This window comes from Haloferax sp. Atlit-10N, assembly GCF_003586325.1.
Lineage (GTDB): Archaea > Halobacteriota > Halobacteria > Halobacteriales > Haloferacaceae > Haloferax > Haloferax prahovense.
Map to the genome: position 1 here is coordinate 42,478 of NZ_PSYX01000003.1, position 19,133 is coordinate 61,610.

General features: G+C 68.2%; 18 protein-coding genes. 12 read left to right on the forward strand and 6 right to left on the reverse strand.

Going from position 1 to position 19,133, the window contains the following annotated elements:
* The first annotated feature begins 3 nt into the window (after positions 1–3).
* From C5B91_RS10895 to C5B91_RS10905, 3 genes are all read left to right on the forward strand, one after another.
* The gene (locus tag C5B91_RS10895) at positions 4–2,235 is read left to right on the forward strand and encodes a DHH family phosphoesterase (RefSeq protein WP_115819328.1); all 2,232 of its coding nucleotides are present in this window, start codon (positions 4–6) and stop codon (positions 2,233–2,235) included.
* A 129-nt stretch (positions 2,236–2,364) separates the two neighbouring features.
* On the forward strand, positions 2,365–4,023 hold the full coding sequence (locus C5B91_RS10900; protein WP_008094820.1) for a tRNA uridine(34) 5-carboxymethylaminomethyl modification radical SAM/GNAT enzyme Elp3: 1,659 nt from the start codon (positions 2,365–2,367) through the stop codon (positions 4,021–4,023).
* 317 nt (positions 4,024–4,340) lie between these two features.
* Positions 4,341–5,564, forward strand: coding sequence for a mechanosensitive ion channel family protein (locus C5B91_RS10905; protein ID WP_049967863.1), 1,224 nt, complete (start codon positions 4,341–4,343; stop codon positions 5,562–5,564).
* A gap of 9 nt (positions 5,565–5,573) precedes the next feature.
* On the opposite strand, the gene C5B91_RS10910 is transcribed toward C5B91_RS10905, so the two are convergent.
* Complete coding sequence (locus C5B91_RS10910) at positions 5,574–6,017, reverse strand: GNAT family N-acetyltransferase (protein WP_049967862.1); 444 nt, start codon at positions 6,015–6,017, stop codon at positions 5,574–5,576.
* 74 nt (positions 6,018–6,091) lie between these two features.
* On the opposite strand from C5B91_RS10910, the gene C5B91_RS10915 reads away from it, so the two are divergent.
* The gene (locus C5B91_RS10915; RefSeq protein WP_115819329.1) at positions 6,092–6,508 is read left to right on the forward strand and encodes a hypothetical protein; all 417 of its coding nucleotides are present in this window, start codon (positions 6,092–6,094) and stop codon (positions 6,506–6,508) included.
* Here C5B91_RS10915 and C5B91_RS10920 read toward each other — a convergent pair.
* Entirely contained in the window at positions 6,475–7,824 is a 1,350-nt protein-coding gene (locus C5B91_RS10920; protein ID WP_115819330.1) for a hypothetical protein, read from the reverse strand. The genes C5B91_RS10915 and C5B91_RS10920 overlap by 34 nt on opposite strands.
* A gap of 108 nt (positions 7,825–7,932) precedes the next feature.
* On the opposite strand from C5B91_RS10920, the gene rqcH reads away from it, so the two are divergent.
* From rqcH to C5B91_RS10945, 5 genes are all read left to right on the forward strand, one after another.
* Positions 7,933–10,041, forward strand: a complete 2,109-nt coding sequence (gene rqcH, locus C5B91_RS10925; protein ID WP_008094827.1) for a ribosome rescue protein RqcH — start codon at positions 7,933–7,935, stop codon at positions 10,039–10,041.
* Between the two features lie 186 nt (positions 10,042–10,227).
* Entirely contained in the window at positions 10,228–10,935 is a 708-nt protein-coding gene (locus C5B91_RS10930) for a DUF4013 domain-containing protein (protein WP_008094828.1), read from the forward strand.
* Positions 10,936–11,002: 67 nt separating this feature from the next.
* A complete protein-coding gene (locus C5B91_RS10935) occupies positions 11,003–11,707 on the forward strand; it encodes a DUF4013 domain-containing protein (protein WP_049967859.1) in 705 nt (234 codons plus the stop codon).
* Between the two features lie 107 nt (positions 11,708–11,814).
* Positions 11,815–12,885: an mRNA surveillance protein pelota gene (locus C5B91_RS10940; RefSeq protein ID WP_008094832.1), complete on the forward strand. Its 1,071-nt coding sequence runs from the start codon at positions 11,815–11,817 to the stop codon at positions 12,883–12,885.
* A gap of 62 nt (positions 12,886–12,947) precedes the next feature.
* Positions 12,948–13,382, forward strand: a complete 435-nt coding sequence (locus C5B91_RS10945) for a hypothetical protein (RefSeq protein ID WP_115819780.1) — start codon at positions 12,948–12,950, stop codon at positions 13,380–13,382.
* Between the two features lie 15 nt (positions 13,383–13,397).
* Here C5B91_RS10945 and C5B91_RS10950 read toward each other — a convergent pair whose 3' ends face one another.
* A complete protein-coding gene (locus C5B91_RS10950; RefSeq protein WP_008094836.1) occupies positions 13,398–14,396 on the reverse strand; it encodes an ornithine cyclodeaminase family protein in 999 nt (332 codons plus the stop codon).
* Between the two features lie 72 nt (positions 14,397–14,468).
* A complete protein-coding gene (locus tag C5B91_RS10955; RefSeq protein WP_049905039.1) occupies positions 14,469–14,717 on the reverse strand; it encodes a hypothetical protein in 249 nt (82 codons plus the stop codon).
* A 228-nt stretch (positions 14,718–14,945) separates the two neighbouring features.
* Between C5B91_RS10955 and C5B91_RS10960 the strand changes: the two genes are divergently transcribed.
* Entirely contained in the window at positions 14,946–16,316 is a 1,371-nt protein-coding gene (locus C5B91_RS10960; protein WP_008094839.1) for an MFS transporter, read from the forward strand.
* A 60-nt stretch (positions 16,317–16,376) separates the two neighbouring features.
* On the opposite strand, the gene C5B91_RS10965 is transcribed toward C5B91_RS10960, so the two are convergent.
* A complete protein-coding gene (locus tag C5B91_RS10965; RefSeq protein ID WP_008094841.1) occupies positions 16,377–16,793 on the reverse strand; it encodes a DUF3054 domain-containing protein in 417 nt (138 codons plus the stop codon).
* 21 nt (positions 16,794–16,814) lie between these two features.
* Positions 16,815–17,396, reverse strand: coding sequence for a class I SAM-dependent methyltransferase (locus C5B91_RS10970; RefSeq protein ID WP_049913565.1), 582 nt, complete (start codon positions 17,394–17,396; stop codon positions 16,815–16,817).
* A gap of 58 nt (positions 17,397–17,454) precedes the next feature.
* On the opposite strand from C5B91_RS10970, the gene C5B91_RS10975 reads away from it, so the two are divergent.
* A complete protein-coding gene (locus tag C5B91_RS10975) occupies positions 17,455–18,075 on the forward strand; it encodes a GNAT family N-acetyltransferase (protein ID WP_049967858.1) in 621 nt (206 codons plus the stop codon).
* Between the two features lie 27 nt (positions 18,076–18,102).
* On the forward strand, positions 18,103–19,083 hold the full coding sequence (fen, locus tag C5B91_RS10980) for a flap endonuclease-1 (RefSeq protein ID WP_115819331.1): 981 nt from the start codon (positions 18,103–18,105) through the stop codon (positions 19,081–19,083).
* Positions 19,084–19,133 lie beyond the last annotated feature (50 nt).

Here is a 19,133-nt window from a genome sequence, read left to right on the forward strand (position 1 = left end):
GCAATGGATTGGATTACGCACGAGGAGGACGTCTGGTTCGAATTCCGGGGCAATAGCCCCCACCAGCTCGTCCCCGGCCGATTTTACAAAGGCACCGTCGACGGGTACGCCGACTTCGGTGTCTTCGTCGACCTCGCTTCGAACGTGACCGGATTACTGCACCGCAGCGAACTCGACCGCCGCCTCGAATCCCTCGAATGGGAGCCGGGCGACGAGGTGTTCGTTCAGGTGAAGAACGTCCGTGACAACGGCAACATCGACCTCGGCTGGTCGATTCGCCAGTCCGACTCGGAGTTCCGCGGCGCTCGCATCCACGACCCCGACGGCGACGCCGACGGCCAGCCCGTCGAGCAGGAAGCCGAAAGCGACGGCCCGACGGCCGTCAAGACGCGCCCGAAGACGGGCAAGACCGCGAAGCCAGCCGGCGCGAGCACGTCGTCCGAGACGGTCGAAACCGAATCGGAGCCAGAACAGGAAGCCGAGCCCGAGCCCGAGCCCGAGCCCGAGCCCGAGCCCGAACAGGACGCCGCGTCCGAGTCCGAGTCCGACGCCGGAGACGAGGACCGCGCGCCGACCGCCGGGGACGTCGTCGACGACATCGCCGCCAACGGCGAGTCCGAGCAGGACGTCGAAGCGGAACCGGAGAGCGAACCCGAGTCCGAGTCGGAGCCCGAGCAGGACGACACCGACGCCGAGCAGGAAGCCGAGACCGAGGTTGACGCCGACGCCGACGAGGCGGAGCGCGTGACCCTCGGCAGCATCGACGACCGCGTCGGCGACGTGATTCGCGTCGAGGGCGAAATCGCCAGCGTCCGCCAGACCGGCGGCCCGACGGTGTTCGAACTCCGCGACGAGACGGCTATCGCCGACTGCGCGGCCTTCGTCGAGGCCGGCGTCCGTGCGTACCCCGAAGTCGAAGTGGGCGACTACGTCCGCATCGACGGCGAGGTCGAGCGCCGCCGCGGCGAACTGCAGATAGAGACCGAGGAGCTGACGATTCTCGACGGCGACGAGGCCGACACCGTCGCCCAGCGCCTCGCGGACGCCCTCTCGGACGAGGCCCGACCGGACGCCGTCGCGCCGCTCGCGGCCCACGAGCCGGTCGCCGCCGTCGGCAAGTCGCTGCTCGACGCCGCGGAGGCCATCCGCCGCGCCGTCCTCGAATCGCGCCCCATCGTCGTCCGCCACACGGCCACCGCCGACGGCTACGTCGCCGGCGCCGCCGTCGAGCGCGCCGTGCTCCCGCTCATCCGCGACGAGCACCCCCGTGACGACGCCGAGTACCACTACTTCACCCGTCGCCCGCTCGAGGAGGCCGTCTACGGCATGGACGCCGCCACGAACGACGTGACGCGGATGCTCGAAGACCGCGACCGCCACGACGAGAAGCTCCCGCTCGTGCTTCTCCTCGGTGCCGGCTCGACCGCCGAGTCCCTCGACGGCCTCGGCCTGCTCGGCGTCTACGGCTCCGAGCGCGTCGTCGTCGACGCCGCGCCCGCCGACGACGAGGTCGCCGAGGAAGTCGACGTGCTCGTCAACCCCGCCCGCGAGGGAGCCGACGCCCGCGACCTCTCGGTCGGCGCGCTCGCGTCGACGCTTTCTGTCGCCGTCAACGAGGACATCCGCGACGACGTGTCGCACCTCCCCGCCGTCAGCTACTGGGAGAACTGCCCGCAGCAGTACCTCGACCTCGCCGAGTCCCACGGCTTCGACGCCGACCGCGTCCGCGAACTCCGCGAGGCCGTCGCGCTGGAAGCCTACTACCAGTCCTATCAGGACAAACGCGAACTCATCGCCGACCTGCTGTTCGACGCCGACGAGGGCCTCGCCGGCCACGTCTCCGAGCAGTTCCGCATCAAGCTCGAAGACGAAATCGAGACGGCGCAGGCGAACCTCGAACGCCGCGACGTCGGCGCAATCTCCGTGGCCGTCCTCGATTCCGACGCCTACAGTCACCGCTTCGACTTCCCGCCGACGGGCCTGCTCGTGGACGAACTCCACCGCCGCACCCGCGAGGGTGACGCCTTCGTGACCGTCGCGCTCGGCATGGACGAACTCTACCTGCGCTCGACGGGCGACCTCGACCTCCGCGCGGTCGTCGAGTCGGCCGCCGAGAAAGCGCCCGCCGCCGGCCTCGCCGCCGCGGGCATCCGCGAAGGTCGCATCGAGTTCCTGACCGGCGCGCGCGACGAGGCGCTCGAAGCCGTCCTCGACGCCGCCGCCGAGCAGTTCTAAGCCGCAATCCAGACTCCTCCTCGCGCGGTTCGACGGAGGGCTGTATTCCAGCCTCCCGAGCGACACGCTTATCCACGAAACGACCCGATTCGCGCCCATGAACCGCCACCACGTCGCCGAACGGGAGGTGTGTCCGTGAGCGCCGAGACCGAGACGGAGTCCGAGGCGTTCGAGCGGACCTGCGAGGCGCTCGTCGACCGCATCCTCGCGGGCGACGTCGACCGCGACGACCTCGAATCGGCAAAGCTCGACGCCTGTTCGGAACACTCCTCGCCGAAAGTTCCGAAGAACGCCGAGATTCTGCAGTACGCGCCCGAGGACCGACGCGAGGAGGTCAAAGAGGTCGTCCAGCGCAAGCCCGTCCGGACCGCCTCCGGCGTCTCGCCGGTCGCCATCATGACCTCGCCGCACATGTGCCCCCACGGGAAGTGCCTCTACTGTCCCGGCGGCCCCGCGAGCGAGTTCTCCTCGTCGCAGTCGTACACGGGCCACGAGCCCGCGGCCGCCCGCGGCGTCCAGAACGACTACGACCCCTACGGGCAGGTCACGCTCCGCCTCGAACAGCTTCGACACATCGGCCACCCCGTGGACAAGGTCGAACTCATCTTGATGGGCGGGACGATGACCGCCCGGAGCCACGACTACCAGGAGTGGTTCGTCAAGCGGGCGCTCGAAGCCATGAACGACTACGACCTCGACAAGGAGCCCGAACCGGCGGAAGACCGGTCGTTCAAGCCCGACCCCGAGGATGTCGAGTTCGAGTACATCGAGGACGTCATCGCCGAGAACGAGACGAACGACATCCGTAACATCGGGACGACCTTCGAGACGAAGCCGGATTGGTGCGACCCCGAGCAGATAGACCGGATGCTCGACTTGGGCGCGACGAAGGTCGAAGTCGGCGTCCAGACGACCTACGAGCGAATCAACCGCGAGATGCACCGCGGTCACGGCGTGCAGGCCTCCATCGACGCCAACCGCCGGCTCCGCGACTCGGCGTTCAAGGTCGGCTTCCACATGATGCCCGGCCAGCCGGGCATGACCAAGGAGATGTGTCTGGAGGACTTCCGCCAGCTGTTCGAAAACAGCGACTGGCGGCCCGACTACCTCAAAATCTACCCGACGCTCATCGTCCGCGACACCATCACCTACGACATGTGGCGTCGCGACGAGTACGAGCCGCTGAACAACGAGGAGGCCGCCGACATCGTCGCGGAGGTCATGGGCATGATTCCGAAGTACACCCGCCTCCAGCGCGTCCAGCGGGACATCCCCGCGGACTTCATCGACGCCGGCGTCTGGAAGTCGAACCTCCGACAACTGGCCGCCCAGCGCGCCGAGGAACGAGGTATCGTCCAGCGGGACATCCGCGCCCGCGAGGTCGGCATGAACGAGGCCGACCCGGACCCAGAGCGCATCGAACTCGACGTGATGACCTACGAGGTCGCCGGCGGCACGGAGCACTTCATCTCGTTCGAGGACCCCGTCGAGGACCTGCTCGTCGGCTTCTGTCGCCTCCGGTTCCCCGGCAACCCGGTCCGCCGCGAACTGCAGGACGCGGCGCTCGTCCGCGAACTCCACGTCTACGGCTCCGAGGCGGGCATCGGTGCCGACGGCGACTGGCAGCACAAGGGCTACGGGAAGAAGCTCCTCGCGCACGCCGAGGAACTGTCCCGCGACGCCGGCTACGACAAGATTTCGGTCATTTCGGGCATCGGCGTCCGGCAGTACTACAAGGAGAAACTCGGCTACCACCAGGACGGTCCGTACGTGTCGAAGCGGCTGTAGGGAATAGTCGGATTTTTGGTCCACCGTGAGGCCGTGCCTCACGAGCCTTCGGTCGCAGTCGCTCCCGAAGACAGATTTTTGCGAGACGAGCGTAGCGAGTCCCGGAAAAAGTGGGCGCTACGTGTCGAAGCGGCTGTAGACTGAGCACCAGTTTTTTGGTCCAGATTTTTGCGAGACGAGCGCAGCGAGTCTCGGAAAAAGGTGGGCGCTACGTGTCGAAGCGGCTGTAGCCGACGAAAACACCAACCTCGGTCGATTCTCACCACTGATTGTCGCTCCGCCACGTTTTTACTTTTCGGCCGACCGCACTCGGTAGAATGGCACCACAGGGGGGTGCGGCGGTTCAGGGGCAGGCGACGACGTGGCTTCAGGACCTCCGCTCGGCGCTCGCACAGTTCGTTTCGACCGAAGAACGACTCGGTATCTCGGCGGCGCTCGTGGCGCTCGCGCTCGGAGTCGCGGTCTTCCTCGCGCCACGACTCGTCTCGCGGGCGACCGCCGAGTTCCGAACGCGAGTGTTGGCCCACCCGCGGGTTCCCGACGCCGTCACCGACGCGGCGTGGCTGTTCCCCGCGACGGTCGTCGTCCGGACGCTCCAACTCGCGGTCTTCGTCGGCGTGGCGCTGTCGCTGTTGCTTCTCTGGGGATACACCGGCCTCGCCGCGGATTTCGCCGAGGTACTCGCCGTCGCTATCCCGAACGCCGCCAAACTCGGGGCCACGGTCGCGCTGTTCGCCGGGGCGCTCGTCGGGACGAACGTCCTCGAAGAGAAACTGGACTCGTACGCGACCGCCTCGGACAACATCAACGCCCACCAGCAGGGCATCGTCTTCCGCGTCCTCCAACTGGTCGTCCTCCTCGCGGTCGGGATGGCGGCGCTCACGGTCTGGCAGGTCAGAATCGGCGGCCTGCTCGTCGGCGCTGGCTTCCTCGGCATCGTGGTCGGGATGGCCGCGCGACAGACCCTCGGGTCGCTCATCGCGGGCTTCGTGCTGATGTTCTCCCGGCCGTTCGAACTCGGCGACTGGGTGGAGATAGACGACGCCGAGGGCATCGTCACCGACATCACCATCATCAACACCCGGCTGAGCAACGCCGACGGCGAGACGGTCGTCTTCCCCAACGACCGCGTGACGAACGCGAAAATAACCAACCGGACGAAGCGCAACCGACTCCGACTTCGCCTCGATGTGGGCATCGACTACGAGGCCGATATCGAACACGCCGAGTCGGTGGCCGAGGAGGCGCTCACCGACCTCAAGTTCGTCGAGGACGTGCCGAAACCGCAGGTGATGCCGACGACGTTCGGCGACTCGTCAATCGGGCTCCAACTCCGCTTTTGGATTACGAACCCCTCGGCCCCGCGTCGGGCGCAGGCGAAAGCCGAGGTGCTTCGGAGCGTGAAACTCGCGTTCGACCGCGAGGGAATCAAGATACCCTACCCGCAGCGCGAACTGCTCGCCCGCGAGGAGGCCGACGGCTTCCAGCTCCGAGAGGCCCGTCGCAGTCGGCCGGTGGAGAAGTCGGTCTCGAAGGAGTAGGTGTCCCGGCTACAGCGATTTTCGCATCTCGACGTGCGGGATGCTGGCCTCGTCGAACTCGTCGCTCGTCGTCTCGTAGTCGAGGCCGTGGTAGAATCCCTCCGCGGTCGTCTGGCCGTGGAGCAGAAGCGAGTCGAACCCGCGCTCGCGCGCCTCGGCTTCGAGCGCGTCCATGAGTCGTCGCCCCCAGCCCTCGCCGCGAGCCGATTCGAGGACGGCGACGCGTTCGACCTTACCGACGCCGGGTTCGTACTCGCGCAGGCGGGCCGCGCCCACCGGGTCGCCGCCGCGGTAGGCGACGAAGTGGACCGCCTCGGCGACGGGGTCGTCGTGTTCGTCCCACTCCAGTTCCTCGTCGACGCCCTGTTCGTCCACGAAGACGGCCTTTCGGACGGCGAAGGCGTCGTCGCGCTCGCCTTCGCTGACCGCGACGCGGACCTCGGTTTCGCTCATGGAAGCAGTTCCGCGGGCGGCCACCTGACGGTTGCGGAGCGGGTTTTATCATGTCGTTCCACTGACTAACGTCCGTGAGTACGCTCGATAGGTTCTTCCTCGGACGCGAGGACGCGCCCGTCCGACAGCATCAACTGGGCGGCGTCGCCCTCTTCGCGCTCGTCTTCGCCACGCACCTCCCGCCGGACGCGGTCGGTCCGCTTTCGTACCCGTTCGGGCTCCGGCTGTGGCCCGTGGTCGCGCTCGGCCTCGGTGGCGGCGCGGTCGGTGCGCTCCGCGGCGACGGTGTCTTCGGGGCGCTCCCGCTCGGCGTCGGTCCGGTACTCGGGTTCTTCGCGGCGCTCGGCGCGGCCGAGTTGACGACGCCGAGCATGGGGCTCTGGCAGGGAGTCGCGACCGGCCTCGTCGCCGGTGGGGTCCTCGCGATCCTCGGGTTCGCGCTCGGTTTCGGCGGGCGCTACGCCGTCGCTCGCGTACTGTCGTCGGCGTGACCCCGCGCCGACTCGCCGCCGAGCGCCCAGCCGAGCCGGTAGACGAGCGACCCGGTCGCGAGCGTCACTAGCACCCAGACGACGAGCAGTATCCCGACGAACAGGACGCCGTAGCCGCCGAAGGGAACCAGCGGAAGTGCGAAGGTCACGGGTGCGGCGACGATGGCGAGCGACAGCGGGCGCGTGCTCCCGCCGCGCCGGGCCGCGTAGCCGAGGGGGAGAAACAGCACGACGGCGGCCTCTAACGCGAGCGCGCTGAGCGAGAACCACGGATTCGGTCCCGGCATCGCAATCGCGGTGGCGACCGCGAGCGCGACCTGCGGCCCGACGGTCGCGGCGACGAGACGACGGAATCCGAGCGCTTTGGGGCGAACCGCCGAGACGACGCCGAGCGCGACGAGTTGGAGTGCGAGGAGCCACGCCATCGCGGCGACGCTCCCGGAGAACGCCCGGACGACGAGGAGGCAGAGGCCCCACAGGACGCCGAGTCCCGCGACGACGGGGCCGAACCGCCGCGCCCCCCGGTCGCCGTCGAACCGGCGGTCGAAGTGCCGGATGAGGAGGACGCCGATGGTGAGCACGAGCGTCGGGACGAACGCGACCCACGCGACGTTCGTGAGGACGCCGGGGCCCGAGTCAGCGGCGAGGCTCGCGTAGGCCGCGGCCGTGGTCGCCAGCCCCGCGTCGGGGCCGAACGTGAGGTACGTCTGGCTTCCGACGCTGGACGGATCCCCGTCGTCGGCGCTCCAGACGGCGGCCGTCTCGTTGGTCCGCGTCCCGGGGGGCGCGGTGAGGAGCGCCGACTCCTCGGGGCCGGTGACGACGAATCGGTCAGCATCGACGTAGACGGTTCCGCTGACCTCGTCGTCGTGGAAGTAATCCACGACCAGCACGTCCCCGTAGCCGCGATACGCCATCCCGGGCACCTCGAAGGTCACGACCGCGGTGTCGCCGTCCATCCGGGTTTCGAGGCGTCTGCGGTCGTCGGTGAACACGCGGTGTTCTTCGAAGGTTCGGCGGACGACGCGTTCGAGTCGGTCGGGGCGCTCACGGAACGTCGCGGCCGACTCGTCGTCGAGTTCGACGCGGGCGGTCCACGCACCGACGCCATCGTCGCCGACGCGGACTCGAAGCGCGCTCGATTCGACGGTGAGCGGGACGCCTGCGGCGTCTCCTGCCTCCTCGAACGTCTCGCCGCAGACGCCGCAGACGGCCTCGGGCGGCGGTCGCGCCTCGGCGGGGACGCTCCCGACGGGGAGCGCGGCCAGCGCGACGAGGAGGGCGAGGGCGGCGAGAGCGAGGGTGCGGGGACGCATTCACCGAATACATTCTGTCTGGCTGATAAGTATCTTCTCCCCGATTCGGGCGGTCGCAGAACCCGCGGAAACGACACCCCTTTTCGTTCGCCGCCAAAAAGCGAGTCCATGGACCCGAAGCGGGAACTCACGAGCGTCGACCTCGCGGCCCTCGTCACCGAGTTGAACCGGTACGAGGGCGCGAAGGTCGACAAGGCGTACCTCTACGGCGACGACCTGCTTCGCCTCAAGATGCGGGACTTCGACCGCGGTCGGCTCGAACTCCTCCTCGAAGTGGGCGAGATAAAGCGCGCGCACCTCGCCGCACAGGAGCACGTGCCGGACGCTCCCGGTCGGCCGCCGAACTTCGCGATGATGCTCAGAAACCGGCTCAACGGGGCCGACTTCGCGGGCGTCGAGCAGTACGAGTTCGACCGCATCCTCACGTTCACGTTCGAGCGCGGCGACGAGAACACGAAAATCGTCGTCGAGCTGTTCGGACAGGGCAACATCGCGGTGCTCGACGAGACGGGTGAAGTCGTCCGCAGTCTGGAGACGGTGCGGCTCAAGTCGCGGACGGTCGCTCCGGGGTCGCAGTACGAGTACCCCGCCTCGCGGCTCGACCCCCTCACCGTCAGCCGCGATGCCCTCGGCCGGAATATGGAGCAGTCCGATACCGACGTGGTGCGGACGCTCGCCACCCAGTTGAACCTCGGCGGCCTCTACGCCGAAGAGCTGTGTACCCGCGCCGGCGTGGAGAAGACGCTCGATATCGCCGACGCGACCGCCGACGACTACGACGCCGTCTACGATGCCATCGTCGACCTCCGCCAGCAGGTGCGCTCCGGGGAGTTCGACCCGCGGCTCTATCTCGACGAGGACGGCGAGGTCGTGGACGTGACGCCCTTCCCCCTGCGCGAACACCAGAACGCCGGGCTCGACGAGGAGGCCTACGACACGTTCAACGACGCACTCGACGAGTACTTCTTCCGGCTCGATTTGACCGCCGACGAGCAGGAGGCGACCTCTGACCGCCCGGACTTCGAGGAGCAAATCGCCAAGCAACAGCGCATCATCGACCAGCAGGAGGGCGCAATCGAGGGCTTCGAACAGCAGGCCCAAGACGAGCGCGAGCGCGCCGAACTGCTGTACGCCAACTACGACCTCGTCGACGACGTGCTGTCGACCGTCCGCGGCGCGCGCGAGGAGGGCGTCCCGTGGGACGACATCGGCGAGACGCTTGCGGAGGGAGCCGAACAGGGTATCCCCGAGGCCGAGGCCGTCACGAACGTCGACGGCGCGAACGGCACGGTCACCGTCGACCTCGACGACGCGACCGTCACCCTCGAGGTGTCGATGGGCGTCGAGAAGAACGCCGACCGCCTCTACACCGAGGCCAAGCGTATCGAGGAGAAAAAGGAGGGCGCGCTGGCCGCCATCGAGGACACTCGCGAGGAGCTCGCGGCCGTGAAGAAGCGCCGCGACGAGTGGGAGGCCGACGACGACGAGGACGACGAGGACGACGAGGACGAAGAGCCGGAGGAGACAGACTGGCTCGCGCTCGATTCGGTCCCCGTCAAGTCCACGGAACACTGGTTCGAGCGGTTCCGTTGGTTCCACACCTCCAGCGGCTACCTCGTCGTCGGCGGCCGCAACGCCGACCAAAACGAGGAGTTGGTGAAGAAGTACATGAGCAAGCACGACCGCTTTTTCCACACGCAGGCCCACGGCGGGCCGGTGACGCTCCTGAAGGCGACGGGGCCCAGCGAGCCCGCGCAGGCGGTCGATTTCTCCGAGGAGACGCTCCGCGAGGCCGCGCAGTTCGCCGTCTCGTACTCCTCCATCTGGAAGGAGGGCCGCTTCGCCGACGACGCCTACATGGTCGAGCCCTCGCAGGTGTCGAAGACGCCCGAGTCGGGCGAGTACATCGAGAAGGGGAGCTTCGTCATCCGCGGCGACCGCGAGTACTTCGAGGACGTGGCCGCGAAAGTCGCGGTCGGCATCCAGTGCGAGGACGAGACGCGCGTCATCGGCGGTCCGCCGTCGGCAATCGAGGCGCGCGCGGAGACGACGCTGACGCTCACGCCGGGGCAGTACGCCCAGAACGACGCCGCGAAACTGTGTTATCGCCGGCTCCGCGAGCGCTTCGCCGACAAGTCGTTCGTCAGAAAAATCGCATCACCCGACCAGATTCAGGAGTTCCTCCCGCCGGGCGGCAGCGACATCGTCGACGAGTGAACGTCGACGCCGTCCCCCGGTAATCAGACGCTAGACGGCTTAATATTCAATTATTCGGTTGCGTCGGGTACAAGATTATATACTTTCTCGTCGTAATGTTGCTTCGAGCGCGCGTGTCAACCCGCGAATCTCACATTCGGCCGAACGGCCGGTGGGTGGGTGGGTGGTGGCGCTCGGTGAATCCCAATGCTTTCAGAATCACTCAATTACCTTCGAAACGGCGAGGACTGGGTAAAGACGGTCCTCATCGGCGGCGTCCTCGGCCTGTTGAGCTTCCTCATCGTCCCGACGTTCCTCGTCATCGGCTATCTCCTTCGGGTCGTTCGCGCGACCATGAAGGGCGACGAGGTTCCCCCGGTGTTCGACGACTGGGGCGACATGGCGATAGACGGCGTGAAAGGCTTCGCTATCGTGTTCGTCTACGCGCTCGTCCCGGCCATCATCGCGGGCGTGTTCGGCTTCGCCGGCATCGTCGGCGCGGCGGCCGGCGGCTCCGACGCCGCGGGCGCGCTGGGCGGCATCGTGGCGCTCGTGGGCCTCCTGCTCGCGTTCGTCCTCGGCCTGCTCGCCGCGTACCTCATCCCGGCGGCGCTGTCGAACTACGCCGAGACCGACCGCATGGGCGCGGCGTTCGACTTCGGCACGCTCCGGCCCATCCTGACCTCGGGCAAGTACGCCACCGCGTGGCTTACGGCCTTCGCGGTGCTGTTCGCGTCGTCCATCGTGGTCGGCGTCCTGAACGTCATCCCGCTTCTCGGCTTCGTCGTCGGGGCGTTCGTGACGTTCTACGCGGCCGTCGCAGCCTACTACATCATCGGCAAGACGTGGGGCGAACTCCACGACATCGAGATGATGGACGAGGGCGAGACGCCGGGCGAACAGCCCGCCGTCTGAACTGTCAGCGAAAAACCGAATTTTCGACGGAATATCTAAGCCGCTAGCGGCGCGACACCCCAACGGTATGCTCTCCGACGCGCTGTGGTTTCTCAAGCGAAGCGACGACTGGGTTGCGACGACGATTATCGGCGGGGTTCTCTCGCTGCTTTCTGTACTGATACTCCCGGGGATTATCCTGCAGGGCTACTTCGTCAGGGCGATGCAGGCGGCCGCGAACGGCGAGCGGGCCGCGCCCTCGTTCACCGACTGGGGCGGCCTGTTCGTCGACGGCCTGAAGCTGTTCGTGGTGACGTTCGTCTGGGCGTTAGTGGCCATCGTCCCGTCGATGCTGCTCTCGGTCATCATCGGCATCGGCACCTTCACCGTCTCCGAGGCGGCGACGGGGAGCGCGGCGGCGTCCTCCGCGGGCGGTGTCGGGCTCGGTATCGTCTCGGTCGTCCTCGGCCTCCTCGTGTTCGTGCTCAGCCTGCTCGCGGCCTACCTCGGGCCGGCCGCAGGGGCGAACTTCGCCATCGAGGGGAATCTCGCTGCCGGCTTCGACGTGCGTACTATCCTCTCGGGCGCGTTCACCGGCGAGTACGCCGTCGCGTGGTTGCTCGCGCTCGTCGTCGCGGTCGTGCTCGGCTTCATCGGGGGTCTCCTTTCGGTCATCGTCGTCGGGCTCTTCGTCCTGTTCTACGTGCAGGTGATTACGTACTACCTGTGGGCTCGCGGCTTCGCCGACGCCACCGGCAAGGGCCAGCAGCCGACGCAGTCGACTGGCTGGTGAGCGGCGCAGGGCGGCAGGCGGCGGCCGGGTTGGCGTCCGCGACGCCGACTCGCGACGGGTGACCGCGATAGCAGGACTCTTTTCCGTTCCCCGACGACCGGACGTGTATGCGCATTTCGAGCCGCGGTCGCGGCGAGGAGGGGCGCGAGCGAATCACGCTCGTCCCCGAGAACGTCGACGACCTCTGGCACCTCTCGTACGTCCTCGAACCGGGTGACCTCGTCTCCGGCGACACCACCCGCCGCATCCAGCGCGACGACGAGCAGATGCGGGACACCGGCGGCGAGCGCGAGCACCTCAACGTCACCATCGAGGTCGACGACGTGGAGTTCGCGCGCTTCGCCAACCGCCTCCGCGTCGGCGGCGTCATCGTCTCCTGTTCCCGCGAGGACCAACTCGGCCACCACCACACGCTCAACGTCGAGGAGCGCGCCGAGATAACCATCGAGAAGCACTTCAAGGCCGACCAGATAGACCGCATCGAGACGGCCGAACAGGCCGCCGAGAACCCCGACGTGGCCATCGCGACCGTCGAGGAGGGCGCGGCCTACATCCACACCGTCGCCCAGTACGGCACCGACGAGTACGCCTCGCTCACGAAGCCGACGGGGAAAGGCGAGTACGCCCGCCCGCGGTCCGAACTGTTCGACGAACTCGGGTCCGCGCTGTCACATCTCGACGTGGACGCCATCATCCTCGCCGGACCGGGCTTCACGAAGAACGACGCGATGGACTACTTCGAGAACAACTTCCCCGAGGTCGCAGAGACAATCGTCACGACCGTCGACACCGCCGGCGTCGGCGACCGCGGCGTCCACGAGGTGCTCAAGCGCGGCGCGGTCGACGACGTGCAGAAACAGACCCGCATCGCCGAGGAGGCTAACCTCATCGACGAACTGATGGAGAACATCTCGACGGGCGCGAAGGCGGCCTACGGCGTCGAACAGGTCGCGGAGGCCGCGGAGTTCGGCGCGGTCGAACACCTGCTTCTCCTCGACTCTCGACTCCGAGCCGAGCGACAGGGCGACGGCGACTGGGACGTGGACGTGAACGACATCATCGACTCGGTCGAACAGAAAGGTGGCGAGGTCACCGTGTTCTCGGCGGAGTTCCAGCCCGGCGAGCAGTTGAAGAATCTCGGCGGCATCGCCGCGGTCCTCCGGTACCGGCTCCAGTAGACCGCCTTCGCCGCCATCGCCGGAGAAACCGTTTAGCCGCCGGAAACCAACGTCTAGTCGTGATTCGGAGGGGGCTCTCGGAGGCGACGAGGCGGGTCGACCGCTGGCTCGACCAGGTGTTTTTCGCCGCGTGGGAGGTGTCGGTACTGGCGATTCCGACGCTCTGGCTCCTGCTTTTCGCGACCCCGAGAGCCGCGGTATCGCTGTCCGGTCTCACCGCCCTCGCAGCGAGCGCCGTCGCCGTCGGCACCTTCCGCGGCGGCTACGTCGGAACCGGGTCGTGGCCGCGGCCCGGCCACCTGCCGACGCTCCCGATTCGCTCGGCGTACTACAGCCTCGTCGTCGGTGGCACGGCCCTGCTCGGCGCGTTCGCGCAGACCGAACTGGGGGCGTTCTGGCCGGGCATCGTCGTCCCGGCGGTCGTCGGGGTCGGCGCGCTGGCGCTCGTTCCGGTCGTCCTCGTCGGGACCGAGCGGGTCGCGCGACTGACGATTTGACCGGCCGGCGGACGCTTACTGGCCGGTGAGTGACTCGCTCGCCGGCGAGAAGTCGATGGTCGTTCCGAGTCCCTCGTCGCGTGCCTTCTCGTAGAGCATGTGCGCCGCGGCGACCGTCTCGATGCCCGTGCCGCCGCTGTCGAAGACGGTTATCTCCTCGTCGTCCTCGCGCCCGGCGGCGACGCCCGCAACGACCTCGCCGAGTTCGGCGTGGATGTGGTCCTCGTCGACGACGCCGGCCTCGACGGCGGCGAGGAACGACCCGGCGTCCATCGTGGCGCGCTCGCGGAGGTCGGGGACGTACGTCGCGCGCTCGATGGTCGTCTCGTCGAGTTCGCGCTTTTCGGGGTGGTACTGACCCATCGCGGTGACGTGCGTGCCGGGTTCGAGCAGGTCGCCGTCGAACACCGGCTCCGCGGCGGTCGTGGCGGTGACGACGATGTCGGCACCCTCGACGGCCGCGGCGCTGGAGGCGACGGCGGCGACGCTGGCGTCGAGGGTGCGGTCCAGCTCGCCCGCGAACGACTCGCGGCTCTCCTTCGTCGGCGAGTAGACCCAGACGGTGTCGAGGTCGCGGACGGTCGCGGCGGCCCGGAGCTGTCCGCGGGCCTGCGCGCCGCTCCCGATGAGCGCGAGCGTCGAGGCGTCGTCGCGGGCGAGGGCGTCGATGGCGACTCCGCCCGCCGCCCCGGTCTTGAAGGGATTCATACTCGCGCCGTCGAGGAGCGCCAGCGGCTCGCCGCTCTCGGCGTCGAAAAGCGGCGTCATGAACCACGCGTCCTCCGCGCCGAAGCCGGCGGAGTACATGTAGCCGCCCATCGCGCCCGTCTCGGGGAGCACGGCCGCGTAGGAGGTGAGCATGCCCGGCGGCTCGCGGTTGAACAGTTTCGTCCGCGGCTCGGCCGGCGCGCCCTCGCCGCGCTGTCTGTAGCCCTCGCGGACGGCCTCGACGTACTCGGAAGGGGTCGCCAATCCGCTAACCTCGTCGCTCGTGAGGAACAAGGTCGCTGTCATGGTCGGAAAAACGAGACCTGCGGTCAAAACCCTGCGGGCCGGCGAACCGACCGGACGGGCGCGGGTTGGGGGTTAGTCTGCGTCGAGGACCGAAGGAGAGGGTGCGTCAGCGGCGTTGGGACCGGCGTGTTCGTCGAGGCGGGCGGGGGACGGCGACGAGGGCCCGTTCACGAAGAGCGCGTGGCCGGTGAGGAGCGCGGCCATGCCCGCTGCCATCGGCACTGCCGTGGTCAACTGCAACCCGGCGACGGTAAGCGTGCCGGTGATGCCGAGGAGTGTGAGCGGAATGAGCCCAAGAATGTAGTCGTAATATCCGGTCATAATATATAGCATACTACGGACGTAAGTGGTATAATTCTTTCCCATAGATGACCGATACTGTTTTTGTGACCTTCCGATACCTTTCTCATAACTTATGGCGAGATAATCGCAAGACGACGGAGGGTTTGTAGCCCCACGAGAACATCACAAATTCGATACTGTGGATTGTGCCTCTCGCCCGAACAGTCGGGCCGGCGCTCGCGTCGTCTGCCGGAACTCCACACGATTATGGGAGTCGGTGCCGTGGCCGGAGACGTGAACCGCAACGACCGCTCAATCGTCGCGTTGGTGATGCTCGCCCACGGGATGGTCCACACGTACGAACTGTCCATCCCCATCTTCGTGGCCATCTGGCTCGGGGAGTTCGCGAGTATCGACCTCGGCCTCGCGACGGTTCCCGTCACGACCGCCTCGCTGGGCGTGATGACCGGCCTCGGATTCGCGCTGTTCGGCCTCGGGGCGCTGCCCGGCGGCATCCTCGTCGACCGCGTTGGTTCCAAGCGTCTCATCGTCGCCTGTCTCCTCGGCATGGCCGGGTCGTTCGTCCTGCTCGCGCTGTCGCCGAACCTCGTCGTCGTCGCCCTCGCGCTCGTCGTCTGGGGTGCGGCGGCCAGCGTCTACCACCCCGCCGGACTCCGGCTCATCAGCACCGGCGTCGAGGAACGCGGAACCGGTTTCGCCTACCACGGCATCGCCGGGAACCTCGGCATCGGCTTCGGCCCCTTCCTCACCGCGCTCCTCTTATTGTTCTTCGACTGGCACCTCGTCGCCGGCGTGCTCGCGCTCCCGGCGCTCGTGGCCGCCGCGCTCGCTACCCGCGCCAACTTCGAAGAGCAGGCCGCGGTCGCCGCGACCGACGGCGGTGAGACGGGCGACACCGACGACGACAGCGACACCGGCGGCGACGGTAAAGCCGGCGCGGGCGTCTCCTCGTTCGCGGAACTGGTCTCGCAGTCGAAGCACCTCTTCGCCGGCGGGTTCGCGCTCGTCTTCGCGCTCGTGATGTTCTCGGGGCTCTACTACCGCGGCGTCACGACGTTCCTGCCGGACCTCCTCGGTTCGGTCATCGGCATCGAGCCGATACCCGTCTCCGAACTCCTCCCCGCCGCCCTCGCGTCCGGGTCGGCCGGTGGTGCGCCGACGCTCGACGTGGAACTGTTCGTCTACGCCGGTCTCCTGACGGTCGGCGTCTTCGGGCAGTACGTCGGTGGGAAGCTCACCGACCGCATCAGGACCGAACGCGGTATCGTCGCCGGCTTCGGCGCGCTCGCCGTCATCGCCGTCGCCTTTCTCCCCGTGGCGAGCCTCGGCGTCGGCCCGCTCCTCGCAATCTGTGCGCTCCTCGGCTTCTTCCTGTTCATGGTCCAGCCGTTCTATCAGGCGACCGTCGCGGAGTACACGCCCGCCGGGCTCCGCGGGCTCTCGTACGGGTTCACCTACCTCGGCGTGTTCGGCGTCGGCGCGCTCGGCGGTGCCATCGCCGGCTACATCCTCACCGTCGCCGACTCGACGGCGCTGTTCGTGGTCCTCGCCGGGTTCGCGACGGCCGCGACGCTCCTCGGCGTGACGTTGTTGCGACGACGGCCGACGCCCGCCTGAGGGCGGTCGATCGGCCGAAAAACAGTTTTTGACGGACGGATTCGGTCCGGTCTCCGCGCCTCAGACGAGTTTGAAGTACAGCGTCCGCCAGACGCCGAGCGCGACGGAGCCGAGCACCAGCATGACCGCGACGAACGTGAGTTCGACGCCGCCTTCGAAAAGCGGCGTCCAGCGAATCGCCATGCCGATGACGGTCGCCGCGAGCCAGGAGCGAATGCCGAGCGGGACGGCCGACTTCGCCGACTCGGCCGCGCCCGGCGAGTACGCGCCCAACAGCGGGGCGGTGACGAGCCATCCGATGAGGAACGGGACCGAGGTGAGTACCCAGCCGACCGGGTCGGCCGAGAGGTACGACACCCCGTTGTGCTGAACCACGCCGACGGTGACGAGGAGGAAGATGGCGAGCACGTCGCCCACCGCGATGGGTAACGCCCCGGCATCGAGTCGCTCCTCTAAGAACGAAGTCGAGGTTGCCATAGGCGAGGATTCGTCGCCCCCCTAATGGCTTTCCCGCTTTTTTCCGACCACCGTGTACTCGAAGCCCCGTTCGACCACGTCGGCCTCGAACCCGACGCGTTCGAGAAAGCGCACGAGCTCGTCGGGCGTGGCGAACGCCGAGCCGAAGCCGACGACCCGCTCGGCGGCGACGAGCCCCCGTCCGAGGAGCGTCTCGGGGTCGAACTCGTTGACGGCGAACACCCCACCGGGCGCGAGCACGCGGAAGACCTCCTCGGCGACGCCCCGCTGGTTCGGCATGTGGTGGAAGGCGTCCACGACGGTCACGGCGTCGAGTGAGTCGGCGGCGAAGGGAAGCCCTCGGGCGTCGCCGCGGACGCAGTCGAGGCCTCGTTCGCGCGCCCGACGGAGCATCCCGGCCGAGCGGTCGAGGACGACTCGCTCGGGAACGTCGAGCGCGAGAGTCGCCCGCCCGGAGCCGCCGCCGATGTCGACGACGCGCTCGACGGGGCGGTCGGCGCGGTCGAGCGCGGTCCCGAGCGCGCCGGGGTCGGCGGGCGGCATCACGAGGTCGTAAACGGGTGCGAAGCGGTCGAAGAACCGAACGTCGCCAGCGCCGTGCATGCCCGACTCCACGGCCCCGTCGGGGAAGGTTCTTGCGCGCGGCGGTCCCATCTCGGCCATGGAGTTCGACCTGCTCGGATGGCCCGAAGACGGGCCGCGACTCCGCCTCGACTACCGGCGGTTCGCCTACGCGGGGAAGTTCGTCACCGCGGGGACGGGCAAGACGGTGTTTCGCGACCCCGACGCGCCCCTGCCGGCGCTCGACGACGACCGACCCGCGCCGACCGGCGGCCCCGATTCCCTGCCGCCGCTGGCCGAGGGCGTGGTCGCCGCCGTCGCGTTCAACGAGGACCGAACGGACCCGACGACGCTCTGGCTCCGGTACGTCACGGTCCGGCGGGACCGCCGGGGCGACGGACTCGGTCCCGATCTCCTCCGGCGGACCTGCGAAGCCGCCGCGGACCGCGGCTACGAGACGGTCCGCATCGCCGCGAACAACCCCTTCGCCTACGAGGCGTGCCACAAGGCCGGGTTCGGATTCACGGGCCGCGAGACGGGCGTCGCCGAGTTGGTCTTGGAGCGCCCCGCCGACGTGCCCGTCGCGGTCTCACGCGAGACGTACCAGTCCGGCCTCGACCGTTACCGCGCCCGCGACCTCGGCGACCCGGAGCGGTCGTTTCTCGCGGCGCGCGAGGGGGCGGAGCCGCCCGGAGTCGGCGGACTTCACTCGGACGATTGAAACCCTCGGCCCCCGAAGGCCGAGCAAATGGGAAACGCAGACCTGCGGACGCTCGCCGCGCTCTCCGAGGTGTCGTTCGACGAGGTGGCCGGGAGCGTCGTCGCCGTCGACGCCCACAACTGGCTGTACCGGTATCTCACGACGACGGTCAAGTGGACGAGTTCGGAGAAGTACACGACCGACGCGGGAGAAGAAGTCGCCAACCTCGTCGGCATCGTCCAGGGGCTCCCCAAGTTCTTCGAACACGACCTGACGCCGGTGTTCGTCTTCGACGGCGGCGTCACGGAGATGAAAGACGACGAGGTTGCGAAGCGCCGCGAACAGCGCGAGAAGGCCGAAGCGCGGCTCGAAGAGGCCCGCGAGGCCGGCGACGCGGTCGAGGCAGCCCGGATGGAAGCGCGCACCCAGCGGCTCACCGAGACGATTCAGGACACCAGCCGCGAACTCCTCTCGCTGCTCGACGTGCCGGTGGTCGAAGCGCCCGCGGAAGGTGAGGCGCAGGCGTCCTACATGGCCCGCAAGGGCGACGCTGACTACGTGGGCAGCGAGGACTACGACACCCTCCTGTTCGGCGCGCCCTACACGCTCCGACAGCTCACGAGCAAGGGCGACCCCGAGCTGATGGACCTCGACGCGACGCTCGACAAACACGACATCACCTACGAGCAACTCGTCGATATCGCCATGCTCTGCGGGACCGACTTCAACGAGGGCATCACGGGAATCGGCCCGAAGACGGCCGTGAAAGTCGTCACGGAACACGGCGACCTCTGGTCGGTCCTCGAAGCCCGCGGCGCGAGCATCCCCAACGCCGACCGCGTGCGCGAGTTCTTCTTGGACCCGCCGGTCACCGACGACTACGACTACGACACCGACATCGACCCCGACGTGGCCGCCGCCCGCGAGTTCGTCACCGAGACGTGGGAGGTCGACCCCGAGGAAGTCCGCCGCGGCTTCGAGCGAATCGAGGAGTCGGTCACGCAGACCGGCCTCGACCGCTGGACGTAGGGCGCGTTCGCATCGAGACAACAGCCCGCCGACACGTTTACACGGACTGC

Bases quoted from the DNA above. Each gene is read 5' to 3' on its own strand.
- C5B91_RS10975 (WP_049967858.1), top strand. From the start codon at position 17,455: ATGGAGTTCGACCTGCTCGGATGGCCCGAAGACGGGCCGCGACTCCGC.
- C5B91_RS10920 (WP_115819330.1), bottom strand. From the start codon at position 7,824: ATGCGTCCCCGCACCCTCGCTCTCGCCGCCCTCGCCCTCCTCGTCGCG.
- C5B91_RS10895 (WP_115819328.1), top strand. From the start codon at position 4: ATGGATTGGATTACGCACGAGGAGGACGTCTGGTTCGAATTCCGGGGC.
- C5B91_RS10965 (WP_008094841.1), bottom strand. From the start codon at position 16,793: ATGGCAACCTCGACTTCGTTCTTAGAGGAGCGACTCGATGCCGGGGCG.
- C5B91_RS10960 (WP_008094839.1), top strand. From the start codon at position 14,946: ATGGGAGTCGGTGCCGTGGCCGGAGACGTGAACCGCAACGACCGCTCA.
- C5B91_RS10930 (WP_008094828.1), top strand. From the start codon at position 10,228: ATGCTTTCAGAATCACTCAATTACCTTCGAAACGGCGAGGACTGGGTA.
- C5B91_RS10905 (WP_049967863.1), top strand. From the start codon at position 4,341: ATGGCACCACAGGGGGGTGCGGCGGTTCAGGGGCAGGCGACGACGTGG.
- C5B91_RS10935 (WP_049967859.1), top strand. From the start codon at position 11,003: ATGCTCTCCGACGCGCTGTGGTTTCTCAAGCGAAGCGACGACTGGGTT.
- rqcH (WP_008094827.1), top strand. From the start codon at position 7,933: ATGGACCCGAAGCGGGAACTCACGAGCGTCGACCTCGCGGCCCTCGTC.
- C5B91_RS10950 (WP_008094836.1), bottom strand. From the start codon at position 14,396: ATGACAGCGACCTTGTTCCTCACGAGCGACGAGGTTAGCGGATTGGCG.
- C5B91_RS10910 (WP_049967862.1), bottom strand. From the start codon at position 6,017: ATGAGCGAAACCGAGGTCCGCGTCGCGGTCAGCGAAGGCGAGCGCGAC.
- C5B91_RS10970 (WP_049913565.1), bottom strand. From the start codon at position 17,396: ATGCACGGCGCTGGCGACGTTCGGTTCTTCGACCGCTTCGCACCCGTT.
- fen (WP_115819331.1), top strand. From the start codon at position 18,103: ATGGGAAACGCAGACCTGCGGACGCTCGCCGCGCTCTCCGAGGTGTCG.
- C5B91_RS10955 (WP_049905039.1), bottom strand. From the start codon at position 14,717: ATGACCGGATATTACGACTACATTCTTGGGCTCATTCCGCTCACACTC.
- C5B91_RS10940 (WP_008094832.1), top strand. From the start codon at position 11,815: ATGCGCATTTCGAGCCGCGGTCGCGGCGAGGAGGGGCGCGAGCGAATC.